This window comes from Acetobacter nitrogenifigens DSM 23921 = NBRC 105050 (assembly GCF_000429165.1).
GTDB classification, from domain to species: Bacteria; Pseudomonadota; Alphaproteobacteria; order Acetobacterales; family Acetobacteraceae; genus Acetobacter; species Acetobacter nitrogenifigens.
The window spans coordinates 103,523-121,840 of sequence record NZ_AUBI01000003.1 but is presented as its reverse complement, the minus strand read 5'-3'; the positions used below and the strand labels follow the sequence as shown (position 1 = coordinate 121,840).

The following is an 18,318-nucleotide window of genomic DNA, read 5'->3' as shown; positions in this document are numbered from 1 at the left end:
GAGCCGAGGGAACAATGCTCGTGGGAAACCAAAGACAGGGACGATCGAATATGTCCCCAGTCCAAAACGCCCGTATTAATTCCGCGGATCACCCTTCGGCCCCATTTCTGGCCCCGCTGCGCTCGTCCAAGTATGTCGCGCGCGTAGCGCTGGACCCGGAAACGCGTCGGGACGCTTTTCGGCTGCGTTACGAAAGCTATTTGTACTTTGGTTACATTTCTCCTAACGACGACGAACTTTTCTCTGATGAATACGACTCCCTCCCGAACAGCCGCACAGTGGTCCTGTATCGATTTGGCGTGCCGATTGGGTCAGTTAGAACATGCCTGCTGACGGCTGAAAGCGGACACGGGGGCGCCTCCCCGGCCTCTCATGCGTTCCCTGAAGAGGTGCAGCGTATTCTCGCCGGCGACAGGCCGGGCGGCCATGGAGGATTTCGTGCAGTGGAGACCACCCGCCTTGTTCGAAGCCCGTCAGTGCTGAACAATACAGGGCTGATTTTCATGCTGTACCGGATGGCGGGCTATATCGGCATCACCGCCGACGCGGAGATTTTGCTAGCCTGTGTGCGCGAGGAACACGTCTCGTTCTACCAGCGTCTCGGATACTCATCCAAAACAGAATTGCGCCCTTATCCAGGCCTGCACTGCCCGATGCTGCTGATGGCCTGCGACCGCGAACGCTACGACGTGACCCGCCTTACGTATCCGATTCTTGACCCATTTGCGGGCGCAACCGGTCCACTGGAGAGTTTCCTTTCCGGCGAGCCGGTGGCGCTTGCTCTCGTGGCCCCACAATGACCATGGAGGCAATTCTCCTGGCTCTCACCTCCCTGGCGCCGTTCGCTTCTTTCGTGTGGGGCGTCGTCGCCCATTTTCGCAAAAGCGCCGCAACGCCCCGGGGCATGAAGGCGCTCTCTGTCTTCAATGCGTCGGGATATGCGATATTTCTTCTCTACCTTCGCCATGAGGCCAGGCTGACAGAAGCTGCGACAGCGACCGCGATCGTGCTGTTCGGGTTATCTGCCGCCCTCTTCTGGTGGACAGCCAGAGCCACCCGCGCGGCGCCTCCGCGCATCGCGCACTCGGCGGACGGCGCAGACACCCTATACCGCCACGGCCCTTACGCATTCGCGCGCCATCCGTTCTACCTTTCCTATATGATTTTCTGGGTCGCCTCCGCTGTGGGCGTCGGGGGAGTTCAATGGCTTGTATGCGGCGCACTCATCGGTTGGTACGCGCTGCTGGCGCGTTCGGAGGAGCGTCGTTTCTCATCTTCTGCGTTGGCGGCCGGATATATGGAATACCGGCGTCAGACGGCCATGTTCGTTCCCAAGCTGACTAAATCGACGCCCGGACGAAAGCCATGAGAGACAAGGCAGACGATATCCACCTGCGCTACCCCGGGAACCTCTCGAGAATCTGGCGTTTTTTTCGCCTCAGTCAGGCGGGAGAGAACCGTCGCGCCCTGCGGCACGAACAGGCCCTGATTCTCTCGGACATGGTCATTCTTTTCATCGGCCTCGGGATTGGAAGCTGCCTTCTCTTCACCTTCGGATTCCGCGAACAGTTCGACCGCTCAACCGCGTTTTTGTGCGGATTAATCGTCACGCTCTACACGGCTCTGGGAGCGACGTCATGGCGCTGGAGGCGTGATCAAGAAGACTCTGCGTTCATCAACGCAGCTTTCTGGATTCTCATCATGCTGGCGTTCGCGTGGGGCGCCTATACAAACCTGATGGCCCTTCGCGCCCGCCCGGATCAGCACGGTATCATCATCGGTCTGATCATGGGCCTGCTTTCCAGTTCGATGCTGGGCGTCCCCATCGGCGCTGCTCTCGCGTTCTATATCCCCACGACGCTATTCTGCTCATGCGCGATCCTGATCGACCTGCAACCAATGCAGGGTGTGGCGATCGTTTCCTTCCTCGGCTTCGTGGCGTTCGTCTTCGTCGGGCTTGTTTACATGAACAAGCTGCTTCTCGACCGGTCGCTCGGGCGTCTGCATCTCGAGCGGCAACATGAAACGCTGCACATCTTCCTGCGCGAATATGAGGAAGTCTCCACAGACTGGACGTGGGAAACTGACGCCGGCGGTCGGCTTCGCAACGTCAGCGCCGGCATGTGGCTGCTACTTATCGACGAAAAAACCAAGGATCTTGAAGGACGCTCGTTCGCCGAACTTAACCTCGTCAATGCGCCCGGAGAGGAGCGGAGTCTGGGCTCGCTACTCGCAGACCACACCGCATTTCGCGATCTCATCGTTCTGGCTCCAGACGAAGCTCGCCCACGGCGGATCAGCCTGACCGGCCATCCATCTCATGACCGCGATGGCCTGTTCAACGGCTTTCGCGGCATAGGTTCCGACATCACGGAGAAATGGGAAGCGCAGCAACGCATCCAGTATTTGGCCACGCATGACGATCTGACCGGCCTGCTGAACCGCCGCGCCTTTGTCGAAAGCGTCAGCGAGATATGCGTCGCCGGCGAACCTTTCGCCCTGCTGCTAATCGACCTCGACGACTTCAAGCGCGTCAACGACGATCTGGGGCACGCCATCGGCGACAGCCTATTACGCATCATCAGCCAACGGCTACGCGGAGCCCTTGGACCGAATGATTTCGGTGGACGTCTCGGCGGAGACGAATTCGCTGTGCTGCTCTCCGGCGCTACCGAAGCTACCGCCCTCAGCGTCAGCAACGAACTCAATATCCTGTTGCATGAGGCCTACCGTGTGAACGACATGTCCCTGGAACCGAGCGCCAGCATTGGCGTGACCCTGTTCCCGGAACATGGGGACGGCCCGGACCTACTGATTCGCCGCGCGGATCTCGCGCTCTACCAGGCGAAAGAACGCAAAAATGTGTGCGTGATGTTCAACGAATGGATGGAGACGGAATATCTTGGCCGCATGCGCCTGAGCCTGGAACTGTCCACCGCGCTCGACAGCCATCAGATCTTTCTCCAATACCAGCCGGTGCGGGACACGATCACCGGCGCGGTGGTCTCCGCTGAGGCACTTGTGCGCTGGCAACATCCGACGCGCGGCGTTCTCTCCCCCGGACAATTCATCGCCATCGCCGAAACGAACGACCTGATCGAGGAACTAGGCGCGTTTGTACTCTACGCCGCATGCCTTGAAGCCATGACATGGCGCGAGCCCATCCCGGTTGCGGTAAATCTGTCTCCCCGGCAGTTGCACTCCGGGCGTTTCGTTCCGGTATTACGAGCCTGCATCAGGGATACAGGCATTCAGCCCGAGCGTTTAATTCTGGAAGTGACCGAGACAGTCTTCCTCGCGGCCAGCGCAGGGACCGTAAGCCAGCTCGACGCCATCAGGCGGATGGGCGTCCGTATTGTGCTGGACGATTTCGGAACCGGTTACTCGTCACTGACATATCTGCGCGGCTTTGATGTGGACGGCATAAAGATCGACGCCAGCTTCATCCGGGACCTGCCTCAGTCCAGGAAGGTCGGAGCTATTGTGCGCACCATCGCCCGTCTCGCATCCGATATGAATGTGTATGTGGTCGCCGAGGGCGTGGAATCGAACGATCAACTGGAGTGGCTGCGTGACAATGATATCCCCTTCATTCAAGGATTCATGCTTGGACGGCCCGGATCGGCGGCGCAGATCGACGCCATGCTTTCCGAGCCGATGAAGCGACACGCTTAAGGGGCCGCCTGAAACCGCACGACACTGCCGAAGCCCGCAAATACCGACAGGCCTCACCCCACACCCAAGAGGTAAAGGTCTTGACTGATGAAATTATTTTTCCAGACGGCTTTGAGAAGACTCAATCCCGCCGAGGTCGCCAAAATTCTCCGCGATCCGCTTTCTACGGTATTTTCAATCTGTCAGAGCAGTGGCGGACGCTCATCCTGAAGCTGCAAGACTTCCAGATCGTCAACGCCATCTTTCCTCAAATAGCTTCAATCTGCGCGTAAAGACCGCCCTCCGAAAAAAGCGCCGAAGCGGAGTAAAGACATGCTCTACGAACTTGGTGGCCGAATTCCAGACATCTCGCCGCACGCAGGCTTCATCGCCGAGAACGCCACTCTGATTGGCTCGGTTACTGTGAGGGCTCAGGCAAGCGTCTGGTTCGGCGCTGTCCTGCGCGGCGACACGGAGGCTGTTGTCATTGGGGAGGGAAGCAATATCCAGGACAACGCCGTCCTGCACACCGACCCCGGCTTTCCTCTAGAAGTCGCTGAACATGTCACGGTCGGACATCTGGCCATGCTCCATGGATGCGTCATCGGCGCCGACTCCCTAATCGGTATGGGCGCGATCATCATGAACGGCGCACGCATTGGCGCGAGTTGCCTCGTGGCCGCTGGAACAGTGATTCCCGAAGGCAGGGAGTTTCCCGAAGGAGCCGTTATACGTGGCAGCCCCGGGAAGCTCATCGGCAATATCAATGACCGTCACCGGCAGATGATGAGTCGCGCAGCGGACAGTTACCGCAAGCGCACTTTGGCTTATCGAACGCTGCGCGCCCCCCCTTACCCAAACCGGAACCCGTGATCAGCGCAGACTACGGTCTCCTCATCGCCGCCCCCCCATACTGAGCGGCACGCCGCTATGTGGACAGAGGTCTTCGGCGATCACGATTTTCTTACCGGCCTTATAGACCACAAGGGGGGCACCCAACAGGGTTACGCCCAACGGCTTGGCTCCAACGTCACGAACCAGAGTCACGGGATGCCAGCAGCCAGCGAGTATGCGCCAGTCCGCTGTCTCGAAAGTGCGGCCTCTCGGCAGCAGAGGCCCCCCGACGGTAAGGATTGAAGCGTTGCTGACATTGATGGCCTCACGAGGCATCGGCCTGGCGGCGTTGGTCGGCGCAGCGGTAGTCGTAGCTGAAACCCATCCATGTCATGTCAGAAAGAGAAAAGATTTCACGCAAGGCTTTCTCTCTTGCGTACTGCCGAAAATGCTTACGTATAAAATTCGGACCGCAGCAAAGATATAGCCCCTCCGAAATTCGGAGAGAGGACCACAGACCCTGCGTAGCGGCCCAATTGACACATTTCCTTGCAAACGAATTGTTTCATAGACAAGCCGCCAGCCCGACGCTTTAACCTGAACAGCCATTTCATTCGGGTTGCGCCTAAATCAGCGGCCAATTCCACAGCTCATTGCCCTCAGCGGCGCCGCAAGAGAGGGGATCAATTTCACGGCAAGATTCGACGCCGCGCCGCCAGGCGGTCTCACTCCGCTACCACATAATATTCTCGCTGGCCGTTGGCTGCGGTTTTCCGCGCACAGACTTTCGAAACGAACGACAGCGTTTCAAAAGAACGACCAGCATGGAGCCACAGATTTTGCCCTCGTTACCTGAGTCCCCTCTATCCCGACGTGAACAACGCCGCATCGAAACGCACGATGCGCTTGTGGACGCCGCGATGTCCCTGCTCTCCAGTCAGGGTTTTGATGAAACGACTGTGGATGAAATAGCGGCCACAGCGGGAATTTCACGACGAACACTGTTCCGGTATTTCCCGACCAAAGCGGACATCGTCACCGCCTGGACGCTGCAGATGACGTCGGTTCTGGCCGCCACAGTGGACGCCTGCCCCGACGGATGTTCCGCTCAGACGCTGATAGGTCATGCGCTGGAAGCTGTGATTCCCCATATTGCTCCTACTGAAGCAAAGGCGCTGGCGTTCGTCGTACTCATCGAACGCACGCCTGCGCTTCAGCCCGTCAGCCTGAGGAAATACGCGCAGTGGGAAGACAGCCTCGCCAATGCCCTGTCCCGACGGCTGCCGCCATCAGACGGCCGGGCGCTCTCCGCGCGCGTCGCCGCTCGATCTGGAATAGCCGCCTTTCGGACTGCTCTGGACGAATGGATTCGCATCGACGGAAAGCAGCCGCTTGTTCCGATTCTCCGGTTGGTGATGAAGCTGCAATCCGATTTGCTATCGCCTGCATAGAACATTTTCTGACCGGAAACCTGGCTGTCGACGATTTCATAAAAATACAGAGGTGATTTTCTCGCCGAAAAAATCAACCAAAGCAAAGAAAAATACCTCCATGCGATTTGATCGCGAGTGCACATGCCCGGCGCCATGATCTCAATTCGGCTAAGGCGATTTTTCGACGCTGCCGTCCACCTATTCGCGCACGACCAGATTTCCAGAAATTTTCATAGAATTTACAGAGAAAATCATAAAAATCGACAATGGTCTTTCTCAGAGACAATTTCCGTCAAGAATCTCTGATCAAAAGATAACGAATCACGAATTATGCCGATTCACCGTGACGCCACAACTGCAAGTAGGATCATCATCAGTTATCAGCGAAGAAGTTCGATCGTGCGCTGTGGCTACGCCCGCCGAGAAAGTCCTTCCTGCTGGCAAAAGCGAGTTATCTGGCGCAACGACATAAGTTCAATCGTCGGCGTGGATAACTCCGCCAACACAGACCGATATCGTTTCCTGTTTTCTCTTCCTGCACCTGCGATATGACGAATCATATCCCATTTTACGCTGTCCGCTCCCCCATCCAGTCCACCAATACGACCGCGCCTCCCCCATGATCGACGAAGGTAGCGGATCAGACTGGTCACGGTTGAAACATCAAGCAAAATCACCCCGGTAGAACGGGCAAAACGTTTCTGCATACATCTGGAATAATTTCCATCCATGACCCAACGTTCGCCTGCGATCGCCGCGTCGTGAAGGCTTACGAATTCTTCGACAGGCCTCGGGCGGCTTTGTTGCGACTTTACTTGTTTCGTTTCAACTTCTCGATCATGATATTGGCGTAGTATTTACTGTAAATGATCACGAGCCAAGACCATCCGATTAACAACAGTGGACCCCATACAAACAGAAGAAAAAATACGAATTTCATGTCATCGCTATGCGTATGACGTCTATAGAAAAACTCAATATGCAGGATATTTACAAATATAAGAGCCAATATACTAATTATTGAAAATACAGAAATAAACCAAAGCAAATATCTCACTTTTTCTGGTATTTTTGTTATTATCTTATCAGCAAATCTCACGGAGGCCACATAATATTCCTCCGTGCCTTTTTTTGGAACTTGTTGCATAAGGTGCTCACACACTGCTGTTGTTCATATTGCGATGAGTCTTATCATCCCTCTCTCCCCGCGTCTTGAGCATAACGCTGGATTGGCGGCAGGAGATACGAGATGACTCTTCGCTTTCCAGTGACGATTTCTGCTGTCACGGCCATCCCCGACCGAAACCGAGCGATCCCCTCTTCGATCGGGACGTCGACACGATCCAGTGCTATCTGCGCGATATAGCCACGACCTTCTGCTCCATCGAGATCATCCTCGAAACCGGCGCCATTTTGCCGTCCGCCAGGCTTTGTTGAGCAAATACGGGGCCGGGATTCCCTGTTTGAGTTCAGTTTGTTCGCTGGGTGTGATGAGCAAGCGGCAACCCATGCGCTACCGAACGACGAACTAGTCCTCCTACAACACAGCGCTGAAGAAGCCTGGATCTCTGACGGTGTGGTTTGACCCGTCGATGAATTGGGAGGCTCTTCCGACGGGACGTCGTGGCCGTCAGCCGGGTTACAGCGATGCTGCGATCCAGACCTGTCTGACGCTGAGAGTTCTGTTCGGTTTTGCGCTGCGACAGACGACGGGTTTTGTCGAAAGTCTCCTGCGTCTGGCCGGACTTGCGTGGTCCGTGCCGGATTTCAGCACACTGAGCCGCCGGCAGAAATCCCTGACGGTCGATATTCCCTATCGCGGTTCGGAAGGTCCGCTCCGTCCTCCGATCGACAGCACCGGCATCAAGGTCGAGGGAGAAGGTGAATGGCGCACCCGCAAACACGGGGCGTCAAAGCACAGGATCTGGCGCAAACTTCATATGGCGATCGACGTAGGGCCAAAAACAACCGCCGAAAGCGCGCTCCGACCCTCATATAAACTTGTTCTCAGTCGCCCCTGTTTCGCATGGCGACGCGCACGGCCTCATCAGCAGCACGGAACAGCGCGCGCGCCTTGTGCTCCGTCTCCTCACGCTCCAACCTCGGCACACTGTCCGCGACGACGCCACACCCGGCCTGAACGTGCATCTTCCCGTCCTTGACCACCGCCATTCGCAGACCAATGCAGGTGTCCATTTCCCCGCCCGCACCGAAATACCCGATGCAACCGGCATAGGTCGCACGTCGTGAGCGCTCGACCTCGTCGATGATCTCCATAGCCCTGATCTTCGGCGCCCCGGTCAGAGTCCCCGCCGGAAACGCAGCGACCAGGGCGTCGAGCGCCTCCAGTTCAGGACGAAGCACACCTTCGACCGTCGAAGAGATGTGCATAACGTGACTGAAACGCTCGATCACGAAGCTTTCCGTGACCTTTACCGACCCTGGCGCCGCGACGCGTCCAACGTCGTTACGCCCGAGGTCGATCAGCATCAGATGCTCCGCCCGCTCCTTCTCGTCGGCGAGCAGATCCTGTTCCAGCCGCAGATCTTCTGCGGCGTCCGCACCGCGAGGGCGGGTTCCCGCCAGCGGACGCACCGTCATTTTGCCGTCGCGCAGACGAACCAGAATTTCCGGCGACGACCCAACCAGCGAAAACCCGCCGAAATCGAGATGGAACAGAAACGGCGCCGGATTGACGCGTCGCAGCGCGCGATAAAGCGACAGCGAAGGCAACGCGAATTCTGTGGTGAAGCGCTGGCTTGGCACAACCTGGAACGCATCGCCCGCAGCGATATATTCCTGAATACGCGCAACGATCGCCTCGAACTCCGCCGCCGAGAACGTCGAACGCGGGAGCTGGATGGCACTGACGTGCGGATCCTGCGGCGGCGTCAGCGGCGCCGCGAGACTGACCCGCGCACGGGCGATCAAATCCTCCGCGCGATCGAACGCAGCATCGGCCGTCAAACCCTCAGCAGGACGGACTGGCGCTGCAAGAATCAGTTCGTCCGTCACCGTGTCGAAGATCGCAAACAGGCCCGGCCGCATGAGGATCGCTTCAGGCAACCCTAGATCGTCCGGCGGCGCGTCAGGCAGACGCTCCATCTGGCGAACCATGTCGTAGCCGAGATATCCGAACAGCCCTGCCGTCATCGGAGGCAACCCGTCCTGCAAATCAAGACGGCTCTCACCGATCAACGCGCGAAGGCTGTCCAGCGGCGCAGTCTCGAGCGGCGCAAAGGCCTCCGGATCGACGCCGGGCGTCCGATTGATCGCGGCTTTTCCGTCGTGGCAGCGCCATACGAGATCGGGTTCAAGCGCGATCACGGAATAACGCCCGCGCGACACGCCGCCTTCGACCGATTCAAGCAGCAGCGTGTTGCGTCCGCCATGCCGGTTCAACGCGACAAGACGCATATAGGCGGCGACAGGCGTCAGCAGGTCCGCGGCCTCCACGGCGTAGATCACCGTGGCCTCGCCTCGTCCCCAGGCCTCCGCACACTCGGCGCGGGTAGGAGAAGAAAAGCTCGTCAAACGCATCAGGAGCCGTCTCCAAAGCCCGCCATATCAAGCGCTGCCTTCACCCCGGCGGGAACGATTTTCGCCTTATAACGCTCGCCCAGCGACCTGGTCAGCACCCCGGTCAGATCTGACGTCAGCGAGTCGGTCAGCCCGTCGCGGACGCGTCCGAACCCGAGTGAGTCGGCGGCAGGATCAGGGTGCTGCACGGCCGTCGCGGTCACGACGATGTAGCTTTCCGCATCTTCTCCCATGACGCTGCGTCCGGCAGGCATTCTCAGCACCGTCTGCGCCAAATCCTCAGGCAGCCCCTCCGGCGGACGCGCACGCGACGCGAAGACGCCCTTCTTGAGGTCGGCGCCCGTGGGAGCCACGGCTGCAATGCCGCCCTGCTGCTGAGCCGCCAGATACAGGCCCGTAGCCTGCTCGTCCGCCGCATGCCTGCGCGCCTCGTCCCGCCACGCCGCGAGCACGCGAGCACGGGCCTGATCGAACGGCACCGGCTGGCTCGCCGTCACGTCGTCGACTGAGACGGCGTACCAGCCAAGCGACTGGCCCGGCTGCCCCTGCTTCGCCGGAGCGGTCGCTTCCGTCAGCACGGGAGGCGCGCCTTTCGCCTGCGAGAAAATGCGTGCCACGACAGCGGCCCGAAGCGCACCTGATGCGGGCAGAGGCGCGGGCTCGCCGTCTTTCGTCATGCCTGCTGAATCCAGCGTGCCCGCCGCCGCCGCCGCCCCAAGATCGGATGGAATCGCGTCGAGTCCGCCTCCGGCGATCGCGTCCTGCAGCTTTTTCACGTTAGCGTTCACCGTCTCCGGCGCACGCGCCTTGACGATCTGATCCTTCAGCGAAGCCTTCGCGTCGTCAAAGCTCGTATCCTTGGGCGGTGTGACCTTGACCACATGGAAGACCACCCAGCCGGTATCGACCTTCACAGGCCCCTGCACGGTGTCGGCCGGAGCCGAGAAGACCAGCTTCTGCAGGGCCTCCGACGGCAGGCTGCTTTCGCGCGCGTCGTCGAACTCCACGGCGGCGCTGTCTTTCGCCGCCGCCTGTACCTGGGCCCAGGTCGCCCCGCCGCGCCATACTGTTGCGATCGCCTGCGCCTGCGTCTCGTCGGGCGCCGTCACAAGCTGAACGCTGCGCAGTTCCGGCAGATGGAACCGCTCTTTCTGGGCGTCATAGAGACGATGCATTTCCTCGTCGGTCGCAGACACGGTGGACGCAACCGTGTCGGGCGACAGAACGACAACTCTTGCATGACGAAGTTCCGGGCTGACGAACAGCCACGGGTGGTTCGTATAGAACCGCCGCAACGTAGCTTCATCGGGGTCTTGCGGCATCGGTTCGGACGCAAACGGAATGTGAAGCACGTCCAGAACACGCGTCTCCGTTTCAAAGCCATATGTCCGGCTCACCAGCACATCGGGCACATGGGCACCGGAGAGAGTAGCGTCGAGCACGCCACGACCGGCGAGGTCGTCACGCACGAGACCGATCAGGCGCTGCTCCGTCATACCTGCCTGCGCCATACGCGAGTCGAACAATTTGCGGTCGAACTTTCCGTCCTTGCCCTTGAAGTAGGGCATTGCGAAAATTTCCTCCCGGACGGCGGAATCGGGGACCACGAGACCCATCGCCGCTCCGGCCTCCAGCACCTGCGCTTGACCAATCAGCCGTTGCAGCACCTGTTGCGCCATCTGATTGCGGAACTGGGGCGGAAGGTTCTTGATGTCGGGCGCGCCCATGCGCTGCGCCATCTGCGGCAGTTCCGCTTGCAAAGCGGTCGCCAGTTCACGGGCGGAAATCTTGCGCGATCCTACGCTGGCGGCGACGGACGGATCATCTCCGAGATTGCTGATCACGTCGCCCACGCCCCAGGTGACGAATGCGATGAAGATCACCAGAGCGAGGACCCGGCCGACCCATGAGTCGACGACGAAACGGCGCAGGAACGAGATCATAAGGGAAGCAGTCCGGGCGGTTGGGCGTATCAAGGATGCCGGGCGGCTTGCGATGACGCGAAGCGTCCGGGCGGCGCACCTTATTCATCCCTCGCCCTGTTGACCAGAAGCGGGGCCTACAAGCTGCGCCGCAAGGATGGGCGGCGCGCGCTTTACCCCCGGCTTGCCCGATCGCGCCGCAGTGGATTACGCATTGTCGAATAAACGCGCCGCGCGGAAAAACGGGACGCAGGAAAGACAGGCGCGCCGGAGCCGGAGCGCGAGGAGGGGAGAGGTCGGATGAGCAAGCCACTCGTTGTCGGGAACTGGAAGATGAATGGCCTGCGCGCCGACTCCACTGCTCGCGTCAAGGCGCTCGTGGACGGGCTGCGCGCGCAACCCGCTGCTGGCGTGGACGTGGCGATCTGTCCGCCCTTCACTCAACTCGCGCTCGTCGGTTCCCTGCTTGAAGACGCGCCTGTCGCTCTGGGCGCACAGGATTGTCACAAGGCGGAGCGCGGCGCCCACACCGGCGACATCTCCCCCGAGATGCTGACGGACGCTGGCGCCGCCTACGTCATCCTCGGGCATTCGGAGCGCCGTCGCGATCACGGCGAGATCGACGAGACAGTGCGCGAGAAAGTCGTCGCCGCCGCGAAGGCTGGCCTCACGCCAATCGTCTGCATCGGAGAGACCGAAGATCAGCGGCAGAGCGGGGAGACGGAAAGCGTTCTGGGCTGGCAGATCAAGGGCTCCCTGCCGGACGGTTTCACCGGCGTCGTCGCCTATGAGCCGGTCTGGGCGATCGGCACCGGCCTCGCCGCGACCAGCGAAGATATTGAGGCGACAGTCGGCTTCATCCGGGCGGAGCTGGTGCGCCAGTTCAACGAGAGTGGAAAAACTCTCCGGATTCTGTATGGTGGCTCGGTCGATGCGGGGAACGCCGGGTCGATTTTGACCATTCCGAATGTGGGCGGCGCGCTTGTCGGCGGTGCCAGCCTGAAGCCGGACGCGTTCCTGTCCATCATTCACGCCGCGCCGGGCGCCTGACGCCCGTCAGCCTCAAGGCCGCGCGGATTGTTTAATTTCGAACCGGATACTCCATGACCACCGCCCTGCTCGTCCTGCATCTTTTCGTCACCATCGCCCTCATCGGAACGGTGCTCATTCAGCGTAGCGAGGGCGGCGGTCTAGGCATCGGCAACTCGCAGGGCATGGGCGCCTTCATGTCAGGACGCGGCACGGCCAACCTGCTGACGCGGTCCACCTCCATTCTCGCGGCGCTTTTCATGGTGCTGTCCCTAACGCTCGCGGTCATCAACCGCGGCGCGGTCACGGGCGGCGGTCACGACATTCTCGCGGCTCCCGCGCAGACCGCGTCGACCCCAACCGCGCCTGCGCCGAGCGCCGCTTCCCCGGCTACCGCCCCCGCTGCGACGTCTCCTGCGGCAACCGCGCCTGCGACGCCTGCGACGCCTGCGCCCGACGCCACGCAGCACTGAGCGCCTGACGCTCATTCCGTACTTCCCTCTCCCTGCCCTGTCGGTGTAGGGAGAGCGTCCATGACGCGGTTCGTATTCATCACCGGCGGTGTGGTGTCCTCTCTCGGCAAGGGAATCGCATCTGCGGCTCTTGCCGCCCTCCTTCAAGCTCGCGGATACTCGGTTCGGCTTCGCAAGCTCGACCCGTATCTGAACGTCGATCCGGGCACGATGAGCCCGTATCAGCATGGCGAAGTGTTCGTAACAGACGACGGCGCCGAGACCGACCTCGATCTCGGTCACTACGAGCGCTTCACCGGCGTCAACGCCACGAAATCAGACAACGCGACGACCGGGCGGATTTACTCCGACGTGATCGCCCGTGAACGGCGCGGCGATTATCTCGGCGGGACCGTACAGGTCATTCCGCACATCACTGACGCCATCAAGGAACGCGTCGTCGCAGACACCGAAGGGCTCGACTTCGTACTGGTCGAGATCGGCGGCACCGTCGGCGACATCGAGAGCCTGCCGTTCCTTGAGGCCATCCGCCAGCTTCGCAACGACCTCGGCGTCGAGAACACCATGGTGGTGCATCTCACGCTGCTGCCGTGGATTCCCTCGGCTGGAGAGTTGAAGACGAAGCCGACGCAGCATTCGGTCAAGGAATTGCAGAATGTCGGCCTTCAGCCGCAAATTCTGCTGTGCCGCTGCGATCGGGCGATTCCTGACAACGAGCGGCGCAAGATCGCGAATTTCTGCAACGTGCGCCCGGAAGCAGTCATCGCGGCGCGCGACGTCGACACGATCTACGCCTGTCCCCTGTCTTACCATGCGGAGGGCATGGACACGGAAGTGCTGCGGTATTTCCGCCTGCCCTACGAGGACGAGCCGGATCTCTCGGGCTGGAAACGCATCGTCGACGCCATCCGCGAACCGGAAGGCGAGGTCCGTATCGCCGTAGTCGGCAAATACACGGCTATGCTCGACAGCTATAAATCGCTGAACGAGGCGCTGCTGCATGGCGGCATCGCCAACAAGGTCCGCGTGAAACTCGACTGGGTCGAATCGGAGATGTTCGAAAGGTCAGGCGAGAAATCGGGCGTGTCCCTCGATCGTCTCCGTGAAGCGCACGGCATTCTGGTGCCTGGCGGTTTCGGGGAGCGCGGCTCCGGCGGCAAGATCGAAGCGGTGCGGTTTGCGCGCGAGAACAAGGTGCCGTTCCTTGGCATCTGTTTCGGGATGCAGATGGCGGTCATCGAATGCGCGCGCAATCTTGCAGGACTGCCGAAAGCGTCTTCGACCGAGTTCGGCCCTACGGATGAACCCCTGGTCGGCCTGATGACCGAGTGGGCACGCGGCAACGAACTGCTTCGCCGCCGCGAGGGCGGGGAACTTGGCGGCACGATGCGCCTTGGCGGCTATCAGGCGAAGCTGGCCGAAGGCTCGCGAGCGGCTGAAATTTACGGCTCGACTTCGGTTCGTGAGCGGCATCGTCACCGCTACGAGGTAAACGTCCACTACAGGGACCGCATCGAAGCCGCCGGCTTGAAGTTCTCCGGCATGTCGCCTGACGGCATTTTGCCGGAAGTCGTCGAATACCCTGACCATCCCTGGTTCGTGGGCGTTCAGTACCATCCGGAGCTGATCTCGCGCCCCTTCGCGCCACATCCGTTGTTCTCCGGCTTCGTCGCCGCCGCGCTACAGAAAGCACGCCTCGTATGAGCACGGAGAATGCGTCCTCCCAACGAGTGGTCACGGTCGGCGACGTCGCCGTCGGCAACGCGCTGCCGTTCGTGCTCATCGCTGGCCCCTGCCAGATCGAATCAACCGACCACGCGAACGATATGGCTTCCGCGCTGGTCGAGATCTGCACCCGGCTGGGCGTCGGGCTGATCTACAAAAGCTCGTTCGACAAGGCGAACCGCAGCAGCCTTGGCTCCCAGCGTGGCGTCGGCATGGCGAAAGGGCTGGAAATTCTCGTAGGCGTGCGCGAACGTTTCGGCGTTCCGGTGCTGACCGACGTGCATTCGGCCGAGCAATGCGCGCCAACCGCCGAAGCCGTCGACGTGTTGCAAATCCCCGCGTTCCTGTGCCGCCAGACCGATCTCCTGCTGGCTGCAGGCGAGACGGGCGCTGCGATCAACGTCAAGAAGGGGCAGTTTCTCGCGCCGTGGGACATGACCCATGTGGCCGCGAAAATCGCCTCGACCGGCAACGAGCGCATCATGCTGTGCGAGCGTGGGGCCAGTTTCGGCTACAACACGTTAGTCAGCGACATGCGCAGCCTGCCAATCATGGCCCGCACGGGCTATCCGGTGATCTACGACGCCACGCACTCCGTGCAGCAGCCGGGCGGGCTTGGTTCGTCTTCTGGCGGCCAGCGTGAATTCGCGCCTGTGCTGGCGCGTGCGGCTCTTGCGGTCGGCGTCGCCGGCGTCTTCATGGAAACACATGAAAACCCGGACAGCGCGCCGAGCGACGGGCCCAACATGATCCCGCTGCGCGAGATGGAAGCGACGTTGCTGACGATGATCCGCGCTGATCGGGTGGCGAAACTCGACTGACGAGGTCTGACCCGGAGGCGTTACACCGGGACGACCCTCTCCACAGGCGTCTCCGCGAGGCGAGCTTTCATCCGGGCGATGTCTCCGGCCAGTGGCCTGTCGTCGGCATACCGGGCGACGTCGCTCCGAACGAATCCGAATACCTGACGCGTACGCGGAGCCAGCTTCTCGACGCATCCGACCAGATCGCAGGCCTGCGCCGCCGCCAGCAACTCGATCGTCAGGATCAGCGCGGTCCGGTCGAGAATCGCCTGAGCTTTGGTGACGGCCGCGGTCGCGTGGCACAGCATGTCTTCCTGCAATGCCGAGGTGACGCCTCCGTCCAGACTGGCCGGAAGTCCATCGCGACGATTGGCCGAAACAAGCGCAGAGGCCGTGTACTGTGCGATCATGAAGCCTGATTCCGCGCCAGACGCCCCCGCCAGAAAAGCAGGCAGCCCACTCAGCATCGGGTTGAGCATCCGGTCAAGACGACGCTCCGATATCATCCCCAATTCCGCAATGGCGACGCCGAGTTGATCAAAAGCCAATCCTATGTCCGGGCTGACCGCGTGCGCCTCCGACATGGCGAACGGTCCATCGGCGCTGTCAAGAAGCGCCGGATTGTCCGTGACGCTTGCCAGCTCCCGATCCACGCAATCCGCCGCATTCGTCCAGACGTCCCTGACTGCGCCATGAAGGTGCGGAATGGTCCGTAAGCTGAGCGCGTCCTGTGTGCGCTTGCCGCGGGCAGCCTCGATCCGCACCGAACCCTCCAGAAGCTTCGCCATGCGCGCGGCGACAAGCGCCATGCCGGGGCGGGCGCGCAAGGTCGTGGACTCAGGCCGAAAAATTACGTCCTGCCCTTCCAGACACTCAAACGTCAGGGCTGCGATGGCGTCCGCCCAATCGAGCCACCGTTCCAGTCGCGCCAGCAAAAGCGCGCCCATTCCCGTGGCGCACGGCGTGCCGTTGACGAGCGACAGCCCTTCCTTCGCCTCCAGGCGCAACGGTTCCCTGCCGATCCGCGCAAGTGCGGCGGCGCCATCCGTCTCCCGATCATCAACGGGCGACATAGCCGCCCCCTCCCCCACCAGTGTGAGAGCGATATGCGCCATGTGGGTCAGGTAACCGACCGATCCGTCTCTCGGGACCGACGGCGTGCAGCCTGCGTTCAGTAAGTCGAGAATCTGCGCAACGACAGCAGGGCGGACGCCGGATCGTCCGTGCGCAAAATTATTGACCGCAGCGACCATGATCGCCCGTGTTTCGACAGGCGGCAGTAGCGCGCCAACGCCCACGGCGTGGCTGCGCAGGATGTTGTGGGACAGCGCGCTTTGAGCTTCCCGCGAGACGACGACTTCGGACAACGCCCCGACTCCTGTCGTGACGCCATAAACCCGGTCGCCGCTGGCGACGATGGTGCGACGCCGGTCGTCTCCGGCAGTCACGCGTGCGAGCGCTGCCGCTGAAAGGATCACGCGCTTCCCCTCTGCGACCGCGGCGACGTCGCGCCAACGCAGACTTTCCTTCAGTTCGATCACGCCATCGGACGATGCATGGGTGTGCGGCATTAGAGGAATTCCTTGCAGGCATCAGAGTATTATCCGAGCAAACGGAATCATTCAGTCGGATCAGGATGCTCGCCAAAACAATAAGCTGGAGCCATGCCTGTGAATGGTTACGGCTCCAGACGACGTTCAGAGGGCTGCGCGCAGTTCTCGATGCAGCACAGGATAGCAGAACGGAATCGCAAGTCCGGCAACCCCGGCAGCCATCAGCGCCAGAGTCAGGAAGCTGCCGTGATCCACGACCAATCCGCCGAGCGGGGCGCCCAGAGCGAACCCAAGCCTGTCCATACCACTGCACAAGGTCCCCGCCTTGCCAGTGTCATCGAGAGAGGCGGCGCTTCCAAGCAGATAGGCGTAAGACAGCATCGAAAACACCCAGAATCCCGTGATGGCTATGGCGTAACTCCACGGACTCCAGGCTGCGCAGGAGAAGAAGCAGGCAGCCGCGACGCCCACCAGACTGGAGAGCAACACGACGGAACGCGGCAGCATCGTCGCGATGACAGCGCCGCCGAAACTACCAAGCACGCCCGCGATGATTCCGACAGATGACAGGGTGACGATGAATTTTTCACTCAACGCCAAATGGGCGCCGACACGCCCGGCGAACGACCATGCAACGCTTTGACCGAGCGACGACAGTGTCCACATGAAGACCAGCGCCACCCCGCCCGCGCTGAGACGCAGCGGCGCGCGCTCATGGGCCGCCGCCGCGTGCGGGGCCTTGCGGAGCATCAGCAGCAACGGCGTCGCGACCAGCATTGGTGCGCAAAAGGCAAGAAAAGCCCCTAAAGGACCACATAGACGCGTCGCCAGAGGCACCAGCGATATCGCCCCGACTATGACAATCAGGCCGCCGCCGCTAGCAATCGAATACACGCGATCGACATTGCGCGACGCAGAGACTGCCTGAATATAGGAGCGCGCCAGAGATCCTGAGGCGACGCCGATCAGAATTGCGCACCCCCAGCAGGCGAGCGTCGAGCGCGCGACACTGAAGAGCAGTATGTTCGCGATTGCGCCAAGGGCCGCTCCGGCTATGGCGGTCACGACCGGCGGAAGTGGGCGATGCAGGCGCGACAGGGCGATCATCGTCAGCGACAGGGCAATGATCTCAAAGAAACCGAACCATCCTGAGTTCGTCGCCGAAAAATTCGCGCCAGTCATCAAGGCGTCGACCTGAAAAGGCATCGCCGAAGAGGCGAGATGCGCCGTGCCCGAGCCGATACAGGCGCCGATCAGGACCGGCAGCGGCAAAACAGCCCCCGCCGGGGAGGCAGCCGAAGCGTTTACAGAGCTCTCAGAGGGAAACTCCGCATAACTATCCATCGTCATGC

Annotated in this window: 14 protein-coding genes and 2 pseudogenes; 11 read left to right on the top strand and 5 right to left on the bottom strand. The window is 60.9% G+C overall.

Annotation, left to right across the window (positions count from 1 at the left end; genetic code table 11):
* The first annotated feature begins 50 nt into the window (after positions 1-50).
* The 5 genes from G442_RS0105365 (at position 51) to G442_RS0105350 (ending at position 4,527) form a co-directional block, all read left to right on the top strand.
* Entirely contained in the window at positions 51-800 is a 750-nt protein-coding gene (locus G442_RS0105365; RefSeq protein ID WP_246789341.1) for an N-acyl amino acid synthase FeeM domain-containing protein, read from the top strand.
* Positions 797-1,369 (top strand): methyltransferase family protein, encoded by a 573-nt coding sequence (locus G442_RS20995; protein ID WP_051291961.1) that lies wholly within the window; start codon positions 797-799, stop codon positions 1,367-1,369. The genes G442_RS0105365 and G442_RS20995 overlap by 4 nt, the downstream gene beginning before the upstream one ends.
* On the top strand, positions 1,366-3,675 hold the full coding sequence (locus G442_RS0105355; RefSeq protein WP_026397156.1) for a putative bifunctional diguanylate cyclase/phosphodiesterase: 2,310 nt from the start codon (positions 1,366-1,368) through the stop codon (positions 3,673-3,675). The genes G442_RS20995 and G442_RS0105355 overlap by 4 nt, the downstream gene beginning before the upstream one ends.
* Before the next feature lie 80 nt (positions 3,676-3,755).
* On the top strand, positions 3,756-3,947 hold the full coding sequence (locus tag G442_RS24920) for a hypothetical protein (protein WP_146882375.1): 192 nt from the start codon (positions 3,756-3,758) through the stop codon (positions 3,945-3,947).
* A 40-nt stretch (positions 3,948-3,987) separates the two neighbouring features.
* The gene (locus G442_RS0105350) at positions 3,988-4,527 is read left to right on the top strand and encodes a gamma carbonic anhydrase family protein (RefSeq protein ID WP_026397155.1); all 540 of its coding nucleotides are present in this window, start codon (positions 3,988-3,990) and stop codon (positions 4,525-4,527) included.
* Here G442_RS0105350 and G442_RS24275 read toward each other — a convergent pair.
* Positions 4,509-4,824: pseudogene (locus G442_RS24275) on the bottom strand (Rieske 2Fe-2S domain-containing protein); the annotation flags it as partial. The gene G442_RS0105350 and the pseudogene G442_RS24275 overlap by 19 nt on opposite strands.
* 488 nt (positions 4,825-5,312) lie before the next feature.
* On the opposite strand from G442_RS24275, the gene G442_RS0105340 reads away from it, so the two are divergent.
* Positions 5,313-5,939, top strand: a complete 627-nt coding sequence (locus G442_RS0105340) for a TetR family transcriptional regulator (RefSeq protein WP_026397153.1) — start codon at positions 5,313-5,315, stop codon at positions 5,937-5,939.
* 1,472 nt (positions 5,940-7,411) lie between these two features.
* Positions 7,412-7,873, top strand: a pseudogene (locus tag G442_RS24270) (IS5 family transposase); the annotation flags it as partial.
* Positions 7,874-7,928: 55 nt separating this feature from the next.
* On the opposite strand, the gene trpE reads toward G442_RS24270, so the two are convergent.
* Positions 7,929-9,461: an anthranilate synthase component I gene (gene trpE / locus G442_RS0105330; protein WP_026397151.1), complete on the bottom strand. Its 1,533-nt coding sequence runs from the start codon at positions 9,459-9,461 to the stop codon at positions 7,929-7,931.
* A complete protein-coding gene (locus tag G442_RS0105325; protein ID WP_026397150.1) occupies positions 9,461-11,404 on the bottom strand; it encodes a peptidylprolyl isomerase in 1,944 nt (647 codons plus the stop codon). The genes trpE and G442_RS0105325 overlap by 1 nt, the downstream gene beginning before the upstream one ends.
* A 279-nt stretch (positions 11,405-11,683) precedes the next feature.
* Between G442_RS0105325 and tpiA the strand changes: the two genes are divergently transcribed.
* Genes tpiA through kdsA form a run of 4 tightly spaced genes read left to right on the top strand, consistent with a single transcriptional unit; the run spans position 11,684 to position 15,431 of the window.
* Positions 11,684-12,433, top strand: coding sequence for a triose-phosphate isomerase (gene tpiA, locus G442_RS0105320; RefSeq protein ID WP_026397149.1), 750 nt, complete (start codon positions 11,684-11,686; stop codon positions 12,431-12,433).
* A 53-nt stretch (positions 12,434-12,486) separates the two neighbouring features.
* Entirely contained in the window at positions 12,487-12,885 is a 399-nt protein-coding gene (gene secG, locus G442_RS0105315) for a preprotein translocase subunit SecG (protein ID WP_026397148.1), read from the top strand.
* 60 nt (positions 12,886-12,945) lie between these two features.
* Positions 12,946-14,589 carry a CTP synthase gene (locus G442_RS0105310; protein WP_026397147.1) on the top strand — a complete coding sequence of 548 codons (1,644 nt, stop codon included), beginning with the start codon at positions 12,946-12,948 and terminating at the stop codon, positions 14,587-14,589.
* On the top strand, positions 14,586-15,431 hold the full coding sequence (gene kdsA, locus G442_RS0105305; RefSeq protein ID WP_035376230.1) for a 3-deoxy-8-phosphooctulonate synthase: 846 nt from the start codon (positions 14,586-14,588) through the stop codon (positions 15,429-15,431). The genes G442_RS0105310 and kdsA overlap by 4 nt, the downstream gene beginning before the upstream one ends.
* A gap of 20 nt (positions 15,432-15,451) precedes the next feature.
* On the opposite strand, the gene G442_RS20990 is transcribed toward kdsA, so the two are convergent.
* Both G442_RS20990 and G442_RS20985 read right to left on the bottom strand, forming a co-directional pair.
* Positions 15,452-16,984 carry an HAL/PAL/TAL family ammonia-lyase gene (locus G442_RS20990; protein WP_051291959.1) on the bottom strand — a complete coding sequence of 511 codons (1,533 nt, stop codon included), beginning with the start codon at positions 16,982-16,984 and terminating at the stop codon, positions 15,452-15,454.
* Between the two features lie 126 nt (positions 16,985-17,110).
* On the bottom strand, positions 17,111-18,316 hold the full coding sequence (locus G442_RS20985; protein WP_051291957.1) for a hypothetical protein: 1,206 nt from the start codon (positions 18,314-18,316) through the stop codon (positions 17,111-17,113).
* Between the last annotated feature and the right edge of the window lie 2 nt (positions 18,317-18,318).

Bases quoted from the DNA above. Each gene is read 5' to 3' on its own strand.
- G442_RS0105340 (WP_026397153.1), top strand. From the start codon at position 5,313: ATGGAGCCACAGATTTTGCCCTCGTTACCTGAGTCCCCTCTATCCCGA.
- G442_RS20990 (WP_051291959.1), bottom strand. From the start codon at position 16,984: ATGCCGCACACCCATGCATCGTCCGATGGCGTGATCGAACTGAAGGAA.
- G442_RS0105310 (WP_026397147.1), top strand. From the start codon at position 12,946: ATGACGCGGTTCGTATTCATCACCGGCGGTGTGGTGTCCTCTCTCGGC.
- G442_RS0105355 (WP_026397156.1), top strand. From the start codon at position 1,366: ATGAGAGACAAGGCAGACGATATCCACCTGCGCTACCCCGGGAACCTC.
- G442_RS20995 (WP_051291961.1), top strand. From the start codon at position 797: ATGACCATGGAGGCAATTCTCCTGGCTCTCACCTCCCTGGCGCCGTTC.
- G442_RS0105365 (WP_246789341.1), top strand. From the start codon at position 51: ATGTCCCCAGTCCAAAACGCCCGTATTAATTCCGCGGATCACCCTTCG.
- kdsA (WP_035376230.1), top strand. From the start codon at position 14,586: ATGAGCACGGAGAATGCGTCCTCCCAACGAGTGGTCACGGTCGGCGAC.
- trpE (WP_026397151.1), bottom strand. From the start codon at position 9,461: ATGCGTTTGACGAGCTTTTCTTCTCCTACCCGCGCCGAGTGTGCGGAG.
- tpiA (WP_026397149.1), top strand. From the start codon at position 11,684: ATGAGCAAGCCACTCGTTGTCGGGAACTGGAAGATGAATGGCCTGCGC.
- secG (WP_026397148.1), top strand. From the start codon at position 12,487: ATGACCACCGCCCTGCTCGTCCTGCATCTTTTCGTCACCATCGCCCTC.
- G442_RS0105350 (WP_026397155.1), top strand. From the start codon at position 3,988: ATGCTCTACGAACTTGGTGGCCGAATTCCAGACATCTCGCCGCACGCA.
- G442_RS0105325 (WP_026397150.1), bottom strand. From the start codon at position 11,404: ATGATCTCGTTCCTGCGCCGTTTCGTCGTCGACTCATGGGTCGGCCGG.
- G442_RS20985 (WP_051291957.1), bottom strand. From the start codon at position 18,316: ATGACGATGGATAGTTATGCGGAGTTTCCCTCTGAGAGCTCTGTAAAC.